Origin of the sequence: Microbacterium sp. CH12i (assembly GCF_000685355.1) — a bacterium.
GTDB lineage: Bacteria > Actinomycetota > Actinomycetes > Actinomycetales > Microbacteriaceae > Microbacterium.
Map to the genome: position 1 here is coordinate 137,137 of NZ_JHET01000006.1, position 20,206 is coordinate 157,342.

Annotated in this window: 22 protein-coding genes and 1 pseudogene; 12 read left to right on the forward strand and 11 right to left on the reverse strand. The window is 65.3% G+C overall.

The window, feature by feature from the left end; genetic code table 11:
• Positions 1-1,913 precede the first annotated feature (1,913 nt).
• The 5 genes and pseudogenes from DC31_RS20510 (at position 1,914) to DC31_RS19295 (ending at position 4,571) form a co-directional block, all read left to right on the forward strand.
• Positions 1,914-2,459, forward strand: a complete 546-nt coding sequence (locus DC31_RS20510) for a GLUG motif-containing protein (RefSeq protein WP_442921879.1) — start codon at positions 1,914-1,916, stop codon at positions 2,457-2,459.
• 28 nt (positions 2,460-2,487) lie between these two features.
• The gene (locus DC31_RS07140) at positions 2,488-3,117 is read left to right on the forward strand and encodes a hypothetical protein (protein ID WP_036278565.1); all 630 of its coding nucleotides are present in this window, start codon (positions 2,488-2,490) and stop codon (positions 3,115-3,117) included.
• Positions 3,118-3,165: 48 nt separating this feature from the next.
• On the forward strand, positions 3,166-4,095 hold the full coding sequence (locus DC31_RS07145) for an aldo/keto reductase (RefSeq protein ID WP_036278567.1): 930 nt from the start codon (positions 3,166-3,168) through the stop codon (positions 4,093-4,095).
• Positions 4,096-4,212: 117 nt separating this feature from the next.
• A pseudogene (locus DC31_RS19290) lies at positions 4,213-4,272 on the forward strand (hypothetical protein); the annotation flags it as partial.
• Positions 4,273-4,376: 104 nt separating this feature from the next.
• Entirely contained in the window at positions 4,377-4,571 is a 195-nt protein-coding gene (locus tag DC31_RS19295; RefSeq protein WP_235201412.1) for a hypothetical protein, read from the forward strand.
• A 9-nt stretch (positions 4,572-4,580) separates the two neighbouring features.
• Here the strand turns inward: DC31_RS19295 and DC31_RS07155 are convergent, their stop codons facing one another.
• From DC31_RS07155 to DC31_RS07180, 7 genes are read right to left on the reverse strand one after another with little or no spacing between them, the layout of a single operon-like run.
• Positions 4,581-5,546 (reverse strand): epimerase, encoded by a 966-nt coding sequence (locus DC31_RS07155; RefSeq protein ID WP_036278571.1) that lies wholly within the window; start codon positions 5,544-5,546, stop codon positions 4,581-4,583.
• A 2-nt stretch (positions 5,547-5,548) separates the two neighbouring features.
• The gene (locus DC31_RS07160) at positions 5,549-6,580 is read right to left on the reverse strand and encodes an NYN domain-containing protein (protein WP_036278573.1); all 1,032 of its coding nucleotides are present in this window, start codon (positions 6,578-6,580) and stop codon (positions 5,549-5,551) included.
• A 2-nt stretch (positions 6,581-6,582) separates the two neighbouring features.
• Positions 6,583-7,569, reverse strand: coding sequence for a Gfo/Idh/MocA family protein (locus tag DC31_RS07165; protein WP_036278575.1), 987 nt, complete (start codon positions 7,567-7,569; stop codon positions 6,583-6,585).
• Between the two features lie 4 nt (positions 7,570-7,573).
• Positions 7,574-8,632, reverse strand: coding sequence for an LLM class flavin-dependent oxidoreductase (locus tag DC31_RS07170; RefSeq protein WP_036278576.1), 1,059 nt, complete (start codon positions 8,630-8,632; stop codon positions 7,574-7,576).
• Between the two features lie 31 nt (positions 8,633-8,663).
• Entirely contained in the window at positions 8,664-9,173 is a 510-nt protein-coding gene (locus DC31_RS19300) for a PLP-dependent transferase (protein ID WP_235201386.1), read from the reverse strand.
• Entirely contained in the window at positions 9,170-9,955 is a 786-nt protein-coding gene (locus DC31_RS19305; RefSeq protein WP_235201387.1) for an aminotransferase class I/II-fold pyridoxal phosphate-dependent enzyme, read from the reverse strand. The genes DC31_RS19300 and DC31_RS19305 overlap by 4 nt, the downstream gene beginning before the upstream one ends.
• Positions 9,952-10,659 (reverse strand): alpha/beta hydrolase, encoded by a 708-nt coding sequence (locus DC31_RS07180; protein ID WP_051606546.1) that lies wholly within the window; start codon positions 10,657-10,659, stop codon positions 9,952-9,954. Before DC31_RS07180 ends, DC31_RS19305 begins: the two co-directional genes overlap by 4 nt.
• 120 nt (positions 10,660-10,779) lie before the next feature.
• Between DC31_RS07180 and DC31_RS07185 the strand changes: the two genes are divergently transcribed.
• From DC31_RS07185 to DC31_RS07210, 6 genes are all read left to right on the forward strand, one after another.
• On the forward strand, positions 10,780-12,300 hold the full coding sequence (locus tag DC31_RS07185; RefSeq protein ID WP_036278882.1) for an ABC transporter substrate-binding protein: 1,521 nt from the start codon (positions 10,780-10,782) through the stop codon (positions 12,298-12,300).
• 4 nt (positions 12,301-12,304) lie between these two features.
• Complete coding sequence (locus tag DC31_RS07190; RefSeq protein WP_036278577.1) at positions 12,305-13,330, forward strand: ABC transporter permease; 1,026 nt, start codon at positions 12,305-12,307, stop codon at positions 13,328-13,330.
• A complete protein-coding gene (locus DC31_RS07195) occupies positions 13,327-14,190 on the forward strand; it encodes an ABC transporter permease (protein ID WP_051606553.1) in 864 nt (287 codons plus the stop codon). The genes DC31_RS07190 and DC31_RS07195 overlap by 4 nt, the downstream gene beginning before the upstream one ends.
• A gap of 99 nt (positions 14,191-14,289) precedes the next feature.
• Positions 14,290-15,150, forward strand: a complete 861-nt coding sequence (locus DC31_RS07200) for an ATP-binding cassette domain-containing protein (protein ID WP_051606554.1) — start codon at positions 14,290-14,292, stop codon at positions 15,148-15,150.
• Complete coding sequence (locus DC31_RS07205) at positions 15,147-15,929, forward strand: ABC transporter ATP-binding protein (RefSeq protein ID WP_036278578.1); 783 nt, start codon at positions 15,147-15,149, stop codon at positions 15,927-15,929. Before DC31_RS07200 ends, DC31_RS07205 begins: the two co-directional genes overlap by 4 nt.
• Positions 15,930-15,948: 19 nt before the next feature.
• Positions 15,949-17,067 (forward strand): LLM class flavin-dependent oxidoreductase, encoded by a 1,119-nt coding sequence (locus DC31_RS07210; RefSeq protein ID WP_036278579.1) that lies wholly within the window; start codon positions 15,949-15,951, stop codon positions 17,065-17,067.
• A gap of 3 nt (positions 17,068-17,070) precedes the next feature.
• On the opposite strand, the gene DC31_RS07215 is transcribed toward DC31_RS07210, so the two are convergent.
• Both DC31_RS07215 and DC31_RS07220 read right to left on the reverse strand, forming a co-directional pair.
• Positions 17,071-18,108 carry an LLM class flavin-dependent oxidoreductase gene (locus DC31_RS07215; protein WP_036278581.1) on the reverse strand — a complete coding sequence of 346 codons (1,038 nt, stop codon included), beginning with the start codon at positions 18,106-18,108 and terminating at the stop codon, positions 17,071-17,073.
• A gap of 37 nt (positions 18,109-18,145) precedes the next feature.
• A complete protein-coding gene (locus DC31_RS07220; RefSeq protein ID WP_152545367.1) occupies positions 18,146-18,880 on the reverse strand; it encodes an NADPH-dependent F420 reductase in 735 nt (244 codons plus the stop codon).
• Positions 18,881-18,902: 22 nt separating this feature from the next.
• On the opposite strand from DC31_RS07220, the gene DC31_RS07225 reads away from it, so the two are divergent.
• Positions 18,903-19,253 carry a winged helix-turn-helix transcriptional regulator gene (locus DC31_RS07225; RefSeq protein ID WP_051606555.1) on the forward strand — a complete coding sequence of 117 codons (351 nt, stop codon included), beginning with the start codon at positions 18,903-18,905 and terminating at the stop codon, positions 19,251-19,253.
• Here the strand turns inward: DC31_RS07225 and DC31_RS19310 are convergent.
• Positions 19,237-19,806, reverse strand: coding sequence for a zinc-binding dehydrogenase (locus DC31_RS19310; RefSeq protein ID WP_235201388.1), 570 nt, complete (start codon positions 19,804-19,806; stop codon positions 19,237-19,239). The genes DC31_RS07225 and DC31_RS19310 overlap by 17 nt on opposite strands.
• A gap of 52 nt (positions 19,807-19,858) precedes the next feature.
• A complete protein-coding gene (locus DC31_RS19315; protein ID WP_036278585.1) occupies positions 19,859-20,179 on the reverse strand; it encodes an alcohol dehydrogenase catalytic domain-containing protein in 321 nt (106 codons plus the stop codon).
• Positions 20,180-20,206: the final 27 nt, after the last annotated feature.

Below are 20,206 nucleotides of genomic sequence, written 5' to 3' on the forward strand. Positions count from 1 at the left end.
ATTCACGATCTCGCTGTCGTGGATGCCAATATCACCGCGCTGATCGGCACGGCGGGCATTCTCGCCGATGTCAACAACGGCACGATCGAACGCAGTTGGACCGCAGGCTCGATCTCTGCGCCGTCGCGCGCTGGCGGGCTGGTCGGCGACTCGACAGGAACAGTCCGCGACAGCTACTCGACGGCCAGCGTTCAGGTGTCGGGCACGGAGTCCGGCGGACTCATCGGTGTGGCCCTGGCCGGATCGGTCACAGAGAACGTCTACGCGGCAGGTGTGGTCGGCGCGGACACGCGCAACACCGGCGGTGTCGTCGGTTACGGCTACAACGAGACCGTCATCCGCAACGCGATGTCGTTGAATATCGCGGTCACCGCGCCCAGCTACGCACACGCCGTGCTCGGCCGCGTGCTCTCCTCGCAGATGGCGACGCTGGAGAACAACTACGCCTCAGAAGCGACGTTCGTCTCCGCGGAGTCGCTGACTGATCCACCGGCTGCGGACAACCTTAAGGGTGCACGGGTACCGGCATCCGTCGCGGGCACTGCGGAACACTTCGCGAGAACCCTCGGCTGGGATCTCGAGGGCGTGTGGGAATGGAATGCGGATGCTGAGCGTCCGGTGCTGCGCTCCAACCCGGAGGTATACGTCAAACCCACCCCGGAACTGCCTACGAACGAGGAGGGGTACTTCGAGATCGCGACGGCCGATGAGCTGCGCATGATCGATGAGTTCCCGACCGAGCGCTTCGTGCTGACAGAGGACATCTTGCTCGCCGACGCGGCGTTCACTCCGCTCGGCGCCATCGTGCCGTTCTCCGGCGAGCTCGCGGGCGCGGGTCATGTCATCACCGGGCTGCAGTCCGACGTAGGTGGGCTGTTCAACCTGAATGGCGGATACATCCATGATCTCGGTATCGAAGGTGCGCAGGTCGGCAGCACCGTGGCCCGCGCCGGCATCCTCGCGAACGTCAGTACGGGTGTCGTGGAGAGGGTGTACACGAGCGGTGAGATCACCGGGCTGAGCCGTGTCGGTGGCATCCTCGGCGACTCCAGCGGTGAGCTTCGCGACGCCTATACGACCGCGACCGTCCACGGTACGGCGACCGAGGTCGGAGGCGCGGTCGGCGTGGCACTGGCAGGTTCGCTCAGCGAGCGCGTGTACGCGACAGGGTCCGTCACCGCTGATACGCGAAACACGGGTGGTGTCTTCGGTTACGCGTACACCGGCACCGTCATCCGCAACAGCGTCTCGTTGGCGCAGACCGTGACGGCCCCGTCATGGGCGCACCGGTTCCTGGGGCGCGTGTTGGGCGGAAACATCGCAACGCTCGAGAACAACTGGGCATCGGATGCGACGACCGCGACGACGCAGACGGACACCGCGGCCCCGTCGACAACGAACCTGCATGGCGGAACGGCGACCGCAGAGCAGATCGCAGCGTTCGCCTTCTACCGCGACATGCTGGGTTACGACACGGCGATCTGGCAGTGGAGCAACGCCAACGCGCGTCCGCTGCTGACCTCGATCGGTGAGTCGCGTGGACTCGATGAGAGCGATCAGGGGAATCCGGACGCGAAGAGGGGCCAGACCTGGCGACCGGCAGTGACGGGGAATTCCTCGTGGATGACGCCGCGGACTTCTCCGAGATCAACGACTATCCGGCAGAGCACTATCGTCTCACCGCCGACATCGACCTCGCCGGCAGCGATGCGCGCATCACCGCCGTGTTCTCCGGAGCGTTCGACGGCGATGGGCACGCGATTTCCGGGTATCGCTCGGATGTGGGCGGACTGTTCGCCGAGGTCAACGGCACGGTGCGGGAACTTGCGCTGGTGGATGCTGAGGTGGCATCACGCGCGCCAGAGGTCGGGCTCCTGGTGGATCGCCTTTCTACGAGCGGTGAAGTCGCAGAGGTGCGCACCAGCGGTTCGATCAGCGGCGCCTCGACGGTCGGCGGTGTCGTCGGCTATCTCTACGGCACGATCAGCGATTCATACTCGGACGCTGACGTCATGGCGAACGCGGGTCGACAGGCGGGCGGGATCGCGGGTATCGCCGGGCGTGGCAGCATCACGCAGCGTGTGTACGCGACCGGTGTCGTCGAGGTGGCCTCGAACCAGAACGCGGGTGGTGTCGTGGGCTATACCTACGCGACGACGACCGTGGTGCAGTCCGTCGCGCTCAACAGCGCGGTCACCGCATCGTCGCACGCCGGTCGCGTCGCGGCGCGAGAGTTCGGCACGGAGCACGCGACATTCGCGGACAACCTCGCAGTGGATTCGCTCGTCATCACCGGACAGACCGTCACCGACGAGGGACGCCAGACGCGCAACGGCGAAACGATCTCCGCGGATGCCGCGGGCCAGCAGAGCACATACGACGGAATCGGCTGGGACTTTAGCACCGTCTGGGCGTGGGATGCAGAAACCTCCCGCCCCGTGCTGATCAACGCCCGATAGTCGTCGCAGACCCAAGGAGAATCTGAACATGAACACGAAGAAGACCGCGGCGCAGGCATTGGGTGCGATTCTGCTCGGTGCCGTCCTGGCAATCGCCGCTCCTGTGATGGCGAACGCCACCGAGCACGACGCCACCACGACTGATGGCACCGCCGATGTGCATATCGATTTCGGAACGGAGTTCGCCGATACGACGGCGACAGTGCTGATCCTGGATGCTGACGCGGATCCGGATGCACCGACCGAGGCGAGCATCGCATATGTCGCTGAAGTTCTCACCGACGCGGAAGGGGTCGCCTCATTCCGCGCATCACTGCCGGAGGGGCTGGATTACTGGCTCGCCAGCGCAGCCGACGGAGGCGAGCGATATGTTGCGATGCTGGACGGCAGCGAGGGGAGTCCCGGTGGTGATGGCAGTGGCGATGGCGATGCCGGTGGAGACGATGACGCTGGCGACAGTGGTGACGGCGCCGGTGACGGAGGCTCTGACGGAGGATTCGGTAGCGGAGACAGCGGTCAGAACGATGCGGCCTCTGACAAGGGTGACCTTGCGACGACCGGTCTCGCCGCATGGATCCTGCCATCGAGCCTCCTGGTGGCGGGCGTCCTGATCGCGGCGGGCACGACTCTGGTGCGCCGGCGACGTGCGCGCGACTGACACTTCGCGGCAGGCCGCTCCGGCATCATTCAGCGATACGGTTGCCCAATGAAGTCTGTCTCTTTCGGATCCTCCACCGCCCCCGCCGTCATCGCCGGCATGATGCGCATCAACGACAAAGATGAAGCGCAGATCCGTGATCTGTACCGCACTGCGCGTGACGCCGGAATCGATTTCTTCGACCACGCCGACATCTACGGCGGCAGCATGCACTTCTGCGAGGGTCGCTTTGCGGATGCTCTTGACCTGAGCGCGACCGAGCGTGCCGAGATCACGCTGCAGACCAAGTGCGGCATCGTTCCGGCTGATGGCACCTTTGACTTCTCCTACGAGCACATCATCGGCCAGGTTGAAGGTTCACTCAAGGCTCTGCGCACCGACAACATCGATGTGCTTCTCCTGCACCGCCCCGATGCCCTTGTCGAGCCCGATGAGGTTGCTCGCGCGTTCGACGAGCTCGAAGCCTCCGGCAAGGTTCGCGCTTTCGGTGTTTCCAACCACACACCGAGGCAGATCGACCTTCTCCGCACGGCGGTGAAGCAGCCGCTTATTGCCAACCAGCTGCAGCTCTCAATGACGCACGCGCCGATCATTGCGCAGCCCGTCGCCATGAACATGGTCGGTGAGGACCAGAGCATCGTCCGCGACGGCGGCGGCATCGTTGAGTACTGCCGCATCAACAACATCACGATCCAGGCGTGGTCGCCGTTCCAGGCAGGCTTCTTCACCGGCGTCTTCCTCGGGAACCCCGAGTACGCAGAGCTGAACGCGGTGATCGACCGGCTTGCCGCGCAACACGGCGTTACCCCGATTGGCATCGCGACCGCGTGGATCACGCGTCATCCCGCGGGCATGCAGGTCGTTCTCGGAACGACCACACCCCAGCGAGTCAAGGACGCCGCGGCTGGCGCCGACGTCGTTCTCAGTCGCCAGGAATGGTACGAGCTGTTCCGTGCGGCGGGTCACCTGCTGCCCTGACCGGCGAATTCGTGAGAAGTCCGCGCGTGCGGGCGACAACCCCTCACGGTGGGCGACTGCGCGGTCGTCTACGCTGAGGGCATGCCGTTCATCCTCACGCTCCTCGTCATCGCTCTGATGATCGGTGCGCTGGTCGACATCATCAGGCGTGACGATTCGCAGGTGAAGTTCCTACCGAAGATGGTCTGGATCGTCATCGTCATCCTGTTGCCACTGATTGGCAGCGCCTCTGGTTCATTCTCGGCCGTGAGCACGGCGAGGGCGGGGTTTCGATGCCTCGGATGCCGCGCCGCGTCGCCCGTGCGAGAACACAGGCGCCGCCCGCCCAATCCTGGGCGCCGCCCGCCGACGGGCGCACTACTGAGCAGCAGATGGCGGACCTCGACCGAGAGATCGAGGAGTGGCGACTGCGCGAAGCGATTAAGAAGCGCAAACACGACCCTTCGACAGGCTCAGGGAGCGAAACTGTCGGCTGAAAGGAGCGACTAAGCAGCTGGCAGGTCGAACGATTCGCGCAGCGCGGGTTCCAGCGTCGGGTACGTGAATTCGAATCCTGCCGCCGACAGCTTTCCAGGTAGCACCCAGCGGCTCTTCAAGATCAGTTCAGTCTCAGTGCGGATGCCGATCGCGCCGATCTCCAGCATCCACCGCGGCATGGGCGGACCGAATCGCACGCCGAGCACCCGTCGTACCGCAGCCATGAACGTGGCGTTATCGACCGGGTAGGGGGCAGCGGCATTGACGGGCCCCTCGAGTTCTGGATGCTCTTCGACGAAGTCGATGATGCGGCCGATGTCGTCGATGTGCACCCAGCTGAACTTCTGCGCTCCACGCTTCGCACCGGGGAAATGCCCGGTTCGTGCTGCGCGCCGGGCCTTGGAAACCGGCCACCAGCCGTCGTGCTGCGCACCGCCCAGGCCGATCTTTGCGAGATTCTTGATCGGACCGAGGACACCGCCGTGCCCGAGGACGATCGTGCTGCGCAGCGCCACTCGGCGTGTGCGCGGCAGGTCGTCCGCAAACAAGGCCTGCTCCCAGGCTTTTGCGACATCCACCGAGAACCCGTCGCCCAGGTCACCCCGGGATTCAGTCATCGGGCGGTCGATTGCGTGGCGATAGATCGTCGCGGTCGACGAGTTGACCCACAGTGCAGGTGGATTCTTAGCGGCCGCGATCGCCGTGCTGAGGGATGCCGTGGTGTCGAGGCGCGAGCGGAAGATCTCTGCGCGATTCTCCGAGGTATACCGGCAGTTCACGCTCTTTCCCGCCAGGCCGATGACGAGAGACGCACCATCAACGGCCTGCTGGATGCCCTGCTGGTCACCCCAGCGCAGATCCGCTCCAGAGCGCGAAATCGTGATGAACTCGCGGCCCTCGGCTCGATATTTCTGCTGCAGATGTTGCCCCATGAAGCCGGATGATCCGCCGATCACGACCTTGCGGTTGCTCATACTCAGGGCTCGAGAAGGCGGACCAGCCGCTCGTGGCCGGTTTCCTCAAGCTCAGTGATCTCGTCGCGAGACTTCAAGAAGTCAGAGAATGAGCGGTAGCCAAGCGCCTTCTCGCTGAAGGACGGGTCCATGCGGCGCATGTGTGTCTTCACGGCGGAGCTATGCAGCCATTCGTCGGCACCGGACTTGTCGTGGCCGAGGCGCAAAGCGCGTTCAAGGAGCAGCGTTGCCTCCTCCTGCTCGGTGATTGGCGTCTCCGGCTCAGCGACCTGGGCCTCCGCTTCGACAGGCTTGGCGGCTTTTTTTGCCCGAGTTCGCGGAGCCGACTTCGGCTTCGCCGTGGGCTCTGCCTCAGCGTCCGGTGTCGCGGCTTCCTGAACGGGAGCGGCGGGCCCCTCTTGAACGGGTGCAGCGGGTGGAGTCTCGGCAACCGGTGCAGCGGGTGCAGTGGCGGCCTTCGCCGCCGGACGAACCACACCGGGCAGTGAGTCGTACGACTCGAACTCGTCGCACGCCGCGGCCAGCGACTTCGCAGTGGAGCCGGCAACGCCGACGCCGATCACGTATCGGCCGAGACGCTTGCAGCGCTGCGCGAGCGGCACGTAGTCGCTGTCACCGGCGACCAGCACCACATGTGTGAGGTCTGAGAGACGGAACATGTCCTCCACGGCATCCACGGCGAGGCGGATATCAGCGCCGTTCTTCGCGTACGCGGCGGCCGGAAACAGCTGCACGAGATCGACCGCACGGGCGACGAGCTGCGAGCGATACACGGCATTCACCGGGGACGACCAGTCGGCATACGCGCGGGTAAGCACCAGAGTGCCGAAGGACGCGGCGTAGTCGATGATCGCGCCGACCTCGATCATCGCGCTCTTGAGTCGCTCGATGACTTCGGGATCGTTCGGGTGCTCGGTGATGCGCTGACGGTCTTTGCCGTAGGCGTTGCGGCCGTGCACGCGGTCGTACCAAGAGATGACGATGTTGTCGAAATCCAGATAGACGGCGACCCTGGGGTCTTGGATCTCAGCCATCGTTACTTCTCCTCGCTCGGATAGCGGACACCGATCTGCGCGCGGATCTCGTCAAGCGTTCCCATGATCGCAACGCTTTCTGCAATGGGGAGAAGGTCGCCCTCGAGGATGCCGTCGCGCACCAGCCGTTCGGCGGCGAGTGCTTGGTACTGCATACCGCGGCCGTCGACCTTGGAAATGTATTCCTCCCAGACCGTGGAGTCCGGGGCGACAACGCGGAACGACGTCGGCGTGTACCAAATACGATCGATTTCAATCCGCGCTTCTGTGCCGATGATCGTCGCCGTGTTCGGCCCGGCAGCACGCGATGAGGAAAGGCTGGTTGAGAGCGCACCGCCCTCGTGCGTCATGAGTGTGGCGACCTCGGCGTCTGCACCGGTGTCGAGCAGCCGCGCGGTCGCCTTGATCGAGGTTGGTGCGCCGAGGATGTCCCAGATGAACGAGACCGGGTAGATGCCGAGGTCGAGCAGCGCCCCGCCGCCGAGTGCGAGGTTATTGAGCCGGTGCTCCGGGTCAGAGGGGAGCAGCTGGGTGTGGTCGGCGGTGACCGCACGAATCTCGCCGAGGGCACCGGAGGCGATGAGCTCGCGGATGCGAATCATGTGCGGCAGGTACCGCGTCCACATGGCTTCCATCGCCAGCAGGCCGCGTTCGGCCGCAATGCGCTGCAGGTCTTCGGCCTCGCCCTGATTGAGGGTGAACGCCTTTTCGACGAGCACGTGCTTGCCGTTTTCGAGCGCGAGCTTCGCACCGGCATGGTGCATCGGATGCGGGGTGGAGACGTAGATGATGTCGACATCCGGATCCGTCACCAGCGCCTCGTACGAGGCGTGCGCATGCGCGATGTCGAACTCTGCGGCGAAGGCGTCCGCAGACTCCTGCGAGCGCGATCCGACCGCGACGAGATCGAGACCCGCGGTGCGCAGGTCAGAAGCGAAGGCGTGCGCAATGCCGCCCGTGGCGAGGATTCCCCAGCGAAGACCAGTCATCCTCTCAGCGTAGAGCAGATGCGAGCGCCTCCTGCGGTACAAGGGGGAAGACTTGGGCTGCGATGCGCTCCAATTCTTCATCAAGGGGCGATGCCTGGATCAGCAGCAGCGTGATGCCGGCCTCGGCGTAGTCATTGATCCGTTCGGCAACCTGCTCGGCGGTGCCGACGAGGTTCGGGCGCAGTCCACGTGTCCCGACGGAATACTCGCGTTTGGTCACCTCGAGCGACAGTTTTGAGTGTGCGCGGAACTCTTCGAAGGATGCATATCCCGGGGAGTTCTCGTCGACTGCTGTGATGCGCTCCAGCTCCCGCTGGGCTTCGGCCTCGGTGTCGCGCACGATCACGTATGCCGGCATCCCGAATTCAGAGAGCGGTCGGCCGTGCACGCGCTCGGAACGACCGTTCATGTCGGCGACGTTGCTGCGCACCTCATCGAGGGTGCCTCCGTGCATGACGTAGGCGTCGGCGAACTCAGCGATTGCCTCTCGGCCCGCATCGCTTTCGCCGCCGGCGAAGATCGCCGGATGCGTGGACGGTTTCGGTTCGACGACGGTGCCTTCGAACTCGTAGTGGTCGCCGGCGAAGCTGAATGGCGTGTGCTCCCAGAGTCCGTTGAGCACGTCGACGAACTCTTTCGCCTGCGCGTAGCGTTCGTCGTGCGCAGGGAAGTTGCCGCCGAACTGCCGCGCTTCTTCCGCCCACCAGGCAGCGACGACGTTGAGTGCGATGCGGCCGGGGGCGATGCTGTCGAGCGTGCTGACGGTTTTCGCGAGCACCGCCGGAAGATGGAAACCCGGACGGACGGCGGTCATCACGCGGAGGCGCTCTGTGACGGCGAGGATTGCGGCCGACAGCGACCACGCTTCCAGGCTCGGCGCCTCGATGCCTTTGCGGTCATTGAGGTACAGCTCGGGGACGAGAGTGGTGTGGAACCCGAGTCGGTCGGCTCTCACCGACACGTCTCGGATGTGCTCCCAGGTGGCCGCCATCCGGCCCTCATCGGTGACGTTACGCAGGAACCCGCCGTAGACGGGGGTCCAGTATCCAAGATTGATACCCATGATGCTCCGATCGTGCGCGCAAGAGCGCGGGTCAGATGCGCGCGAGCGCGCGGTCGAGGTCGGCGATGAGGTCGGCGGGGTCTTCCAGCCCCGCGCTCAGACGGATGGTTTTCAGTGAGATGCCCGCGGATGCCCGCTGTGCGGCGTTCAGATGCGAGTGCGTCATCGACGCGGGGTGTGAGACGAGGCTGCGCGCGTCGCCGATGTTGGCAACCAGGCGCACGACTTCGAGCGCGTCGATCACCTGTGCGACGCGCGTCTGGGTGTCGGCATCCTCGGCACCTTCGAGATCGAACGAGAACACCGAGGGCACGCCGCGCGGCAGGTAGCGCGTGGCGAGTGCATGCCAGCGATTGTCGGGAAGGCCGGGGTGATAGACGGCGGTGACCTTCGGATGCTGCGCCAGGTGCTGCGCGAGCGTCAGGGCCGTCGCGCTCTGACGCGAGACCCGCAAGTCGAGTGTCTCGATGCCCTGCAGGATCTGCCATGCGTTGAACGGTGAGAGCGATGGTCCCAGATCGTGCACATACTTCGTCTTCACGAGGGCCGCGAAAGCCTGTCCGATACCGAAACGGTCCCACAGTATGAGATCACCGAGCGCGGATACTTCGCGGTGAACTGCGGCCAGCACTCGGGCTGTGCACCAAAGTCGAACGAGCCCTGATCGACGACCACACCACCGAGCGAAGTACCGTGACCGGAGAGGAACTTCGTCGCCGAGTGCACGACGAAATCCGCGCCGTGCTCGCCAGGTCGGATCAGGTACGGCGTGCCGACGGTGTTGTCGATGACCAGTGGGGCGCCGGCTTCGTGAGCGATATCTGCGATCAAGCGGATATCGAGAACCTGCGCGATCGGATTGGCCACCGACTCTGCGAAGAGGGCGCGCGTCTCCGGACGGATCGCAGCCCGCCAGGCGTCAGCGTCATCCTGATCGACAAACGTCACTGAGATGCCGAAGTCGTCGAAGGTGTCCTGGAACAGATCGACGGTGCCGCCATACAGCTGGCTGGCCGAGACGATGTGTCCGCCGCGGCCGGCGAGCGCGAGCAACGTGACGGCCACGGCCGCCTGTCCGGATGCGACGGCTACAGCGCTCGTGCCGCCTTCGAGCGCGGCCACCCGCTCTTCCAACAATTGCTGGGTGGGGCTTGCGCTGCGGCTGTAGAGGTTGCCCGCCTTGCGGAGAGCGAAGATGTCTGCGGCGTCCGCCAGCGAAGCAAATTCGTATGCGGCGGTCTGATAGATCGGCGGCACCGCGCTGTTGTGCACCGCTGCAGGTACGTAGCCGGCCTGCACCTGCCGAGTGGAGAACGCGGTCATACGTCGGCCACCTCGGCTCGCTGAGCCTGTCGAAGCGCGTCGACGACGGGGACATGCACGTCGCCGCTGCGCAGCCGTTCTAGCCACAACACGATGGATGCTGCGACGCTGCGGTGCGACTGGTCGTTGAGCGCGTCGTGGAGTCCTCCGACGGTCTCGAGCAGTTCGAGATCGGGGACAGCATTGAGGAGCGCGGACGCTTCGGTGATCAGCGCGACGGTGTCGGCGCCGCCGTGGAACGCGAGCACCGGCACCGCGATGGATGCGAGATCAGCGGCGTCAGGGACGGGTTCGACGGCGACCGGTGCGGTGCGGGCTTCGTCCGTGCCGAGTACGCCGAGGTGCAGGGGGCATGCGGTGCGTTCGGCATCGGCGGGCTGAGCGGCACCATCCGTGTCGACGTCGACCGGAGTGCCAGCGATGATTGCGCCATCCGCGGTCGCCCCCTGGGTAAGTACCCGGAGCACGGATGAAGCCCCGGTGTCGGAGCCGACCAGTACCCGAGGCGCGTCAGCTGTCTCGATCCAGGCGGCTGCCGCGTCGGCATCCGCCTCGAAGATGGCGACCGTGTAGCCATCGGCGCTGATCCGCTGGCCGAACCGCTCGTAGACGGCGGCGCGCTCGCCGCGGCCGGTGACGACGGCGAGAGTGCCGCGCACGCGGGCGGCAGGCCAGAGGGCGGCGGGGGAGGAGAGCGAAGTCATGCGTCCATAATGATTGGCACCCGCACCCTCACGACAGCGATGTGTCGAACTGTTGCGGCGTGTGTCGCCGTGCATCGGCCCTGCTGGTTTGCGGCGAATTGGGGTTCTACGTTCGCATCCATGACCTCACGACCAAGACTCGCGTCGTTCGCTGCCCTCACGATCGCCGCCCTCGCCTTCACCGGGTGCGCCGCCTCCCAGAACCCCAGCGGAGCGGACGCAGACGCCACATCGCTCACATGGGGATGGCGGCTACCCACCAGCTGGGATCCGGTGACCTCGACCGCAGGGTGGGACACCCACGCCCTCGCTCTCGTCTATGACGGACTCACGCAACTGAACACGGATGGTGAGCCGGTGCCAGGGCTCGCCGAGTCGTGGGAGTACAACGACGATGGCACCGCGATCACGTTCCACCTCCGTGACGACGGAACATTCAGCGACGGAACCCCGGTGACAGCCGACGCCGTCAAGCTCAACCTTGAGCGTGGGCGTGACCAGGAGAACTCCACGCTTGCCGGGCAGTTACGCATCATCACCGCAGTCGATGCCGTCGACGAGTACACCGTCACGGTGCACCTCGACCAGGCCGACTATCAGGTGCCGTATTTATTCGCCGGTAAGACCGGGTTCATCGTGAACCCCACAGCATTCGACGATGTCGCATCCCTCGCGACGCAGCCGGAAGGCGCGGGTCCCTTCGCGCTGACCGAATACGTGCCGAACGCCCACGCAACGCTGGAGAAGAACGACGAGTACTGGAACGCCGATCACATCTTCATCGACGAGTTGTCGGTGGTGCCGGTGGCGGATGACGCGACCGCTGTCGCTGGGGTGACTTCGGGTCAGTGGGATGTCTCGCTCATCCCCGCATCACAAGCGCAGGGCGCCGAAACTGCGGGCCTTCAGATCGAAGAGATCAAGGCGCTCACCGTGCGTGCGCTCGATGTCAATGGCACCGTCGCACCGTTCGACGATCAGCGCGTGCTGCAGGCGATCAGCCACGCCACGGATCGGCAGGCGCTCATTGACACCACGTATTTCGGGCATGGCACGCCGAACTGGCAGCCGTTCCCCGACGGCTATGTCGCGCACAACGACGACCTTGATGATCTGTACGCGCATGATGTGAAGGCCGCGAAGTCGCTCCTTGCCGAGGCGGGATATCCGGATGGCGTGGACATCACGCTCACCCTCGGCGAAGACGACACCGCGCTCGCCGAGTTGCTGCAGGCGCAGTGGGCCGAAGCCGGCATCCGGGTCACGCTCAACGTTCAGGCGAGCGCGGCCATCTCGCAGAACTACGTGCAGCGCACCTTCCCCTTCGTGCTCGACAGCTTCTCGGGCCGTCAGTCTCCGCTGCAGGCACTGGAGGTGCTGTACGGACCGGAAGGGCTGATGAACCTCGGCCGCCAGACGCCGGACGAGCTCACCGCGGCGATTGACACGGCGCGGGCCACCCCGACCGATGACCCGGAGTACGCGCAGCGGCTTCAGGACGCCGTCGAGGTCGGGGTCACGCTGCAGCCGAACACGTTCCTGTTCAGCTGGCCGCGCATCCTCATCCACTCGGAGAGGGTCACCGGCATCCAGCACTGGCTTGACGTGCAGCGCTGGGAAGACGTGAAGGTCGAAGGCTGAGGCAATGACGACGACCGTGGCCGCCGAAGCGGCGATCGCGCCCAGCGCTGACGAAGTGCCGAGCGCCCGTCGGGCGTGGCCTGTATTGCGCACTGCGCTGACCACACTCGGAACAGCGGCCACAGTCTTCGTCCTCGCCACTTTCGCAACCTTCGCGTTGGGGGCCGCGAGCGGCTCCAACCCGGCGGCGGTCGCGCTGGGAGAGGTCGCAACCCAGGCAGACGTCGACCGCCTGAATCACCTGTTCGGCCTCGACCGCCCGTTCCTGGTGCGCTACGTCGACTGGATCTCGCACGCCGTCACCGGAGACCTCGGCACGAGTTGGTTCACCACAATTCCCGTCGCCGACAGCATCGCGCAGGCGTTCCCGGTGAGCCTGTCGATCGCGGCGGGTGCCATCGCGCTCGCGCTACTGTTCGGGTTCATTGGCGGCGTGCTGGCAGCCGTCAGCCAGGGCGGAATCGTCGATCGCATCGTGACACTGTTGAGCACGGTTTCGGCCACAATTCCCGCCTTCGTCGCGGCGATCGGACTCATTCTACTTTTTGCATATGCGATCCCGATCTTCCCGGTTGCTGGTTACGTGCCACCAGAGCAGAATCTGGTCGGATGGCTGATGTGCCTGGTGCTGCCGTCGATCGCGCTGAGCCTCGACGCCGGCGCAGACATCGCCCGCCAGCTGCGTACGTCGCTGGTCGGCACGCTGCGTGAGAACTACGTCATCGGTGCGCGCGTGCATGGGCTTGCGCCGGCGCGGATCGTGTTCCGCCACGCGCTGCCGATCGCGTCGACGCCGGCGCTCTCGGTGCTCGGGGTACACGCCCCGCGGCTCATCGGCGGCGCGGTCATCACCGAGGTCATCTTCGGCATGCCGGGACTCGGCCAACTGGCCAACCGTGCCGCACTTCAGGGCGACATTCCAGTGGTGCAGGGGGTGCTGCTGGTCACGATCCTGATGGTCGTACTCATCGGCGCGATCCTCAACCTCATCATTGCCCGCTCGGGCGGCACAGGAAGGAGCGCCGCATGAACGCCCTCGCTCGCCTCTGGAATGCCGGATGGACAGTGCGCATCGCACTGCTCGTCGTTATCGGCATCGCAGTGATCGCCATCGGCGGTCCAGTGCTGGCACCGTACGATCCCCTGGCGCAGGACACCGCGAACGCACTGCAGGACTCGAGTGTCGCGCATCTGCTCGGCACCGACTATCTGGGTCGTGACGTGTTCTCGCGGCTGCTCGCGGGGGCGCCGGCTTCGCTGCTCAGCGCGCTGGGCGCGGCACTGATCGGGCTCATCATCGGTGCGGTGCCCGGCGCACTCAGCGCCTTCGCGCCGAAGATCGGCGAGTGGCTGTCACTTCGGGTGGTTGACGCGCTGCTGTCGCTGCCCTTCATCCTGTTCGCGATCGTGTTCGCCGCGCTGCTCGGCAACGGTCTTGTCCAAGCGACCCTGGCGATCGGCATCCTGCTCGCCCCGAGCTTCTTTCGGATCGCCCGTGCAGCGACGCTTCGAGTCAGAGACTCGCAGTACGTCGAGGCCGCGCTGTTCCTCGGTGGCTCTGCGTGGTGGGTGCTGCGACGCCACGTCTGGCGTCAAGTGGCGCCCAACCTCGTCGTCGCCTCCGTCTCTGCGCTTGGCGGTGCGCTGCTCGCCGTCGCGTCGCTGACATTCCTCGGCATCGGCGTGCAGCCACCCGCGCCGACCTGGGGCGGCATGCTCGCCAGCGACCTCGGCTACCTCAGCCAGCGACCGCTCGGACCGTTCGGCCCGGCGCTCGCGATCATCATCACCGTCGGTGCGTTGAACCTGCTCGCCGATGCGGCGCGCGATGTGTTGGGGGCGGATGCCGTGAACGGCCGTGTTCTCCGGAAGGAGAAGACTCATGTCTGAGGTGCGCACGTCGTCGCTCGCGCAGTTACACCTGGCGGGGATGTTGCAACCGTCGGAGGGATTTCGACAGAAGCTCCGACACCTGCAACACACTCCGCTGTGCGTAACACAACCGCGGTACAGGTGCCCCTCACTCCGTCGTTCGACGAGGGCTCACTCGTTCGCCCTTCGGTCGCCGCAGCAGAGCAGCTTGTGATCACGGCCGCGGACGGCACTGAACTCGTGCACGGTGTCTCGGTGGTGGTGCGACCCGGCGAAGCTGTGGGCATCGTCGGAGAATCGGGAAGCGGCAAGACTCTGACTTGCCGTGCGCTGCTAGGGATCCTCCCGCCGGGCCTCACGGTCACCGGGGGAACCGTGCGCATCGACGATCAGGACTTCACACACGCGACCGAGAAAGAGTGGCGGCGGGTGCGCGGCACGCACGTCGCCGCAGTGTTCCAAGACCCTGCGTCCTATTTGCATCCCGCCATCCCGGTCGGGGCACAGCTGGAGGAGACGCTGCGCATGACCGCAGGCGTGCCTCGACGAATCGCACGCGAGCGGGCCCGAGAGCTGCTTGATGACCTCGGCATCCGCCGGGTTGACCTCGTTCTCCGCCAACGCGTCGCGCAGCTGAGCGGAGGGATGCTGCAACGCGTCCTCATCGCGATGGCGCTGGCCGCAGACCCGGCGGTCTTGATCGCGGACGAGGCGACGACGGCACTCGACGTCACGGTGCAGGCCGAACTGCTTGAGCTGCTCGCGAAGCTCAGAATCGAGCGCGACCTGGCGCTGATTCTCGTGTCACACGACCTCGCCGTGGTCGCGCAGGTGTGCGAGCGGGTGCAGGTCTTCCGCGACGGACGCGTTGTTGAGGCCGGCGCGACATCACGGGTGCTGCGTGCACCAGGGCATCCGTACACGCGTGAGCTGCTCGCGGCGCACGCCGCTTACGGACTTGAGAGGTACCTCGCATGACCGTTCTCGAACTTGACGGCGTCTCCGTCGACTATGGCCGGGTGCGGGTGCTCGATCGCATCTCGCTGAGCGTACGTCCCGGTGAGGTTGTCGGCGTTGTCGGCGAATCCGGCTCCGGCAAGACAACACTCGCCCGTACGGTGCTGCGGGCCGCCGCGGCATCCGAGGGCCAGGTGCGCGTCGCGGGCCAGGATGTCAACCGACTGCGGGGGCGAGCGCTGCGGGCGTGGCGGCGTTCTGGTGCGGTGCAGTATGTGTTCCAGGATCCGTTGCGTTCACTCGACCCCGGTGCGCCAGTGGTCGACTCCATCGTCGAGGGCCTGCGGATTGCCCGGATTCCTGCAGTGGATGCCGAGCGCCGCCGCAGCGCGGCGCTGGAGGCGGTTGGACTCGATGAAGATCTGATCACCCGACTGCCGTCTGGACTCTCTGGCGGGCAGCGGCAAAGGGCTGCGATCGCCAGAGCTCTCGTAGTCGAACCCCGACTGCTTGTACTCGACGAACCTGTCAGCGCTCTCGACGCTGCGAGCCGTGATCGGGTCGTGCAGGCCCTCATTGCCCTCCGCGATCGGCGCGGCAGCGACCTGGCGATGCTGGTGATCTCGCATGACATCGGCTCGCTCGCCGCAATGAGCGACCGGCTCGTGGTGCTCAATCGTGGTCACATCGTCGAGGACGGGCTGACGCGGCGCGTGGTTGCGCAGCCGCAGCATCCGTACACTCGCCGGCTCATCGAATCCGTTCCGATCATCCCCACGCTTTCCGCCAACCGTCCCTGACACATCTGGAGTTTTTGCAATGCCCATCGAACTGCTCGGAATGATCGCCACCACCGCAGGGTCGGAGTCGAAGGCCCTCTCAGGGCCCGTCGTTGACCCCTCCTATGTACGCGACTTCTCCCGCGCACACGAGGATGCCGGGTTCGACCGGGTGCTGATCGGCTACAGCGCGAGCTCGCCGGATGGCTTCGCCGTGGCATCCGCTGCCCTGAACTCGACTGAGCGGCTGAAGGTGCTCATCGCGCACAGGCCGGGATTCGTGCCGCCCACGATCGTTGCGCGCAAGCTCGCCACTCTCGACCATCTCACCGGCGGGGGACGCGTCGCGATCCACCACATCACCGGCGGCAGCGAGGCCGATCAGCGCCGTGACGGCGACTTCAGTGAGAAAGCTGACCGCTACCGCCGCACTGGTGAGTTCATCGATGTGCTGCGCAAGACTCTCACGTCGGATGAGCCCTTCGATCATGAGGGCGAGTTCTATCGCTTCGAAGGTGCGTATTCGGGTGTGAGGCCAGCTACGGCGGACGGTATCCCGATCTTCTTCGGAGGGCTCTCGGGCGGCGCGGTCGAAGTGGGCGCGAAGGGGGCCGATGTGTACATGCTTTTCGGTGAGCCGCTCGCCGATGTCGCCGAGCACATTCGCACGATCCGTGCCGCGGCGGCCAAGGAAGGACGCACGATCGAGTTCAGCCTGTCGACACGCCCAATCATCGCCGACACCGAAGCCGAGGCGTGGGCGAAGGCCGACTGGATTTACGCGCACACAGAACGGCTCCTCGAAGGGAACAAGACCGGTAATACGCTGGCGTTCGCCGAGCCACTGCGTCGCGAACGAACCGCCGTATCTGCCGATCGTCTGCAGGAGCACGCCAAACGCGGCGACGTGCACGATGAGCGTTTGTGGCTCGGCATCACTCGGCTCACCGGGCCGTCTGGCAACTCCACGGCACCGGTCGGCACACCAGAACAGGTCGCCGAGGCGCTGCTCAAGTACTACGACCTCGGGGTGACGCGGTTCCTCATTCGCGGGTTCGATCCGCTAGGCGACGTGCGCGACTGGGGTAAGGAACTGATCCCGCTGCTCCGCGAGGGCGCGCGCCGCCGCGACGAGGCTCTTGAGGAGCAGGTCGCCTAGACGTCACGCCTTCTTAGCGAGCAGCCTTTCCACGCGTGGCTTCACTTCTGTTGCCAGCAAGGTGAGGGATTCGATGAAGTGCTCCTGGGGCAGGCCGCCGAGATCCATCTGCAGGAAGTGGCGCATATGTCCCATGTATCCGTGCAGATGAGCTATGCGCTCGGCGACGTCGTCGGGGTCCCCGACGTAGTACGCACCCGGTGCGTGCGCCTGGGCGCGGAAGTCGTCATCGCTGGGTGTCGCCCAGCCGCGAAGTTTGCCCATCGATTCGTTGAGGATTCGCCACCCCGGATAGAACCGCTCGAGTGCTTCGCTCTTTGTGGGTGCGATCAGGCCTAGCGCAGCGACTGACACCTTGATGTCGGACCCAGTGTGACCTGCGTTGGCAGCGCTGGCGCGATAGAGATCTGCGAGCGGCGCGAAACGGTGCGGGGCACCGCCGATGATGCCGTAACTGACCGGCAGGCCCAACCGCCCCGCGCGTACCGACGACGGCGCGCTGCCGCCGGTTCCGACCCAGATCGGCAGGGAGCCGCCTGCCGGACGCGGCACGACCGGGAGGCTGTCGAGCGGCGGACGCACCGTGCCCTCCCAGGTCACGTGATCCGAAGCGTTGATCCGCATCAGCAGATCGAGCTTCTCTTCGTAGAGGCGATCGTAGTCGCGCAGTTCATAGCCGAAGAGTGGATACGACTCGACGGATGAGCCGCGGCCGGCGGTGATCTCGACTCGTCCTCCAGAAACCGCATCGGCGGTCGCGAATTGCTGAAACACGCGGACCGGGTCATCCGTGCTGATCACGCTGACACCCGACCCGAGTCGAATCTGCGTCGTCGCCCCGGCTGCCGCCGCGATCATGGCTCCAGGCGACGACGCCGGCATATCAAACGTGTGGTGCTCGCCGACGGCGAAATAGTCGAGTCCTACCCTGTCGGCATGAACGATCGCGTCGAACAAATTCTTGATCGCTTCGGATGTCGACCGAAGCGTGCCGTCGCTGTTGCGCTGGGTGTCGCCGAAACTATATGCGCCTAATTCCATGGGGTGCTCTCCACTCTGATGAGGTTTGGTGTCGTTGTCACGAGACAAGTTGGTGTGACAAAAGCTCGGTTTGCAGCTCGTTGGTTGTCAACGTGCTGTTGAAAATGTGGGCACCGGGGCCGAAAGCGCGTCCGGTGTGCAGCGGGCCGGAGTAGAGCGGATCGAAGCCGAAACGATCGACCATGGCCATCACCTGTTGGGCGGCGGCTTCATCATCGCTGGCAACGGCAAGAGCCCGACGGTCGGGCACGCCGCTCTCAGACCAGTCCTCCTCGAGCTCGTGGTAGCCAATGTGGTTGAGGGCTTTGACGAGCCGAGCATCCGCGAAGTGGCACGCGACTATTTCGCTTGTGCCTGTCTCATCGATGTCGTATATATCACTCTCGCCGTCAACGGGAGCCCACCAGTTCATCGCATCGACGACAACCTTTCCGGCCAGTAGCGACGCGTCGATCGAGCGATGCTTGTGAAACGGGACGGCGAGGATGACGATGTCGGCCGCAGCGACGGCATCCGCTGCGGTCATTGGTATTGCGCCGGGTATGACGATCTCGGACAGCAGGGCGATGTCTTCTGCTGGGCCCGAACCTGCCACGTGAACGTCGAAGCCCGCTCTGAGCGCACTTCGCGCGACCGCAGATCCGACTCGGCCGACACCCAACACTGCGATCGTCTTCACTCTTGCTCCTGACCCATTTTTAAGCTGAACTCTGTTCTCCCATCTTGCGAGACGGATGACGCGGGCACGAGTCAGTGGTAATCTACTTACTATTAGTTAGTTCGAAGGGGGAGCAATGGAAGCGCAGCACATTGATGAGGCGGCGTGCCGAACGTTTCGTCTGGCCGCGGAGCTGGCTGGAAAGAAGTGGAACGCCGCAATCCTTCTGGCGATGGCGCGTGGCGCAGATAGATTCTCGAGCATCGCTGTTGCTATCGACGGGATCTCAGACCGTCTTCTCACCGCACGGCTCCGCGAACTTGAACTTCACGATCTGATCAGCCGAGAAGTAGTGCCGACTGTCCCCGTGCAGGTTCTGTACCGTCTCACCCCGGCGGGCAGCGATCTGATCCGAATCCTTCACCCACTGGTGCAGTGGTCCCAGCGCTGGGACCAGACGCCTGCGGAGGCTACGGCACCAGCGTGATCTTGCCGCGGGCGGCGTGCGCTTCGATCAGCCTGTGGGCCTGAGCTGCTTCGGCCAGCGGCAATTCGGCGCCGAGTTCGATCTGGAAGTCGCCGGCCGCGATCAGGTCGGCGGCGATGCCGATGGCTTCTTCGCGCCAGGCAATCTGCTGCGAGGTGAGTGGCGTGGGTGAGCCCCCGCTGAAGGCACGGATGCCGAGGCTTGCGGCATCAGGCCCGCGCACGATCGTCGCGATGCGATCGTGGTTCTCGACGAGTTCGAGCGACGTCGCAATCGCCTCCTCACTGCCGATGCAGTCGAGCACGACCGTCACGCCGTCAGGAGCAGCAGCGCGCACTCGGTTGGTAAGACCCTCGCCGTAGGCGACGGGGATCGCGCCGAGCTCGCGCAGCTGCTCGTGGCGCCCGGGGCTTCCGGTCGCGATCACGGTTGCGCCCCACGCTACGGCGAACTGGATGGCGGCCTGTCCGACCGCTCCGGACCCCGCGTGTACCAGCAGCGTGTCGCCGGTGGTGACCTCGAGAGATCGGAGGCATTGGTAGGCGGTTCCCACCGGGATGCTGAGGCTGCGCCTTCCGCGGCGGTCACGGCATCCGGCAACGCCGTCAGCTTGTCGGCTGCGACGGCGATATGCGTCGCGTACGTGCCCAAGGCACCGCCAATGGCGACCCGGTCGCGACGGCGAAACCGGTCACGCCCTCTCCGATCGAGTCAATGACTCCGGCACCATCGAAGCCCACGCGTCGCGGCTCGATGATCGGCGGCGACGGGCGCTTTCCCGCACGCAGCTTCGCATCGAGTGGGTTGACGCCGGCGGCTTCGATCCGCACGACGACCTCGCCGGGGCCTGCGACCGGATCGGGGATGTCCACGAGGTGGAGGACGTCGGGGGAGCCGATTTCGGTGTAGACGATCGCGCGAGCCATGCCGCCAGGTTACCTGGAATGAGCGCG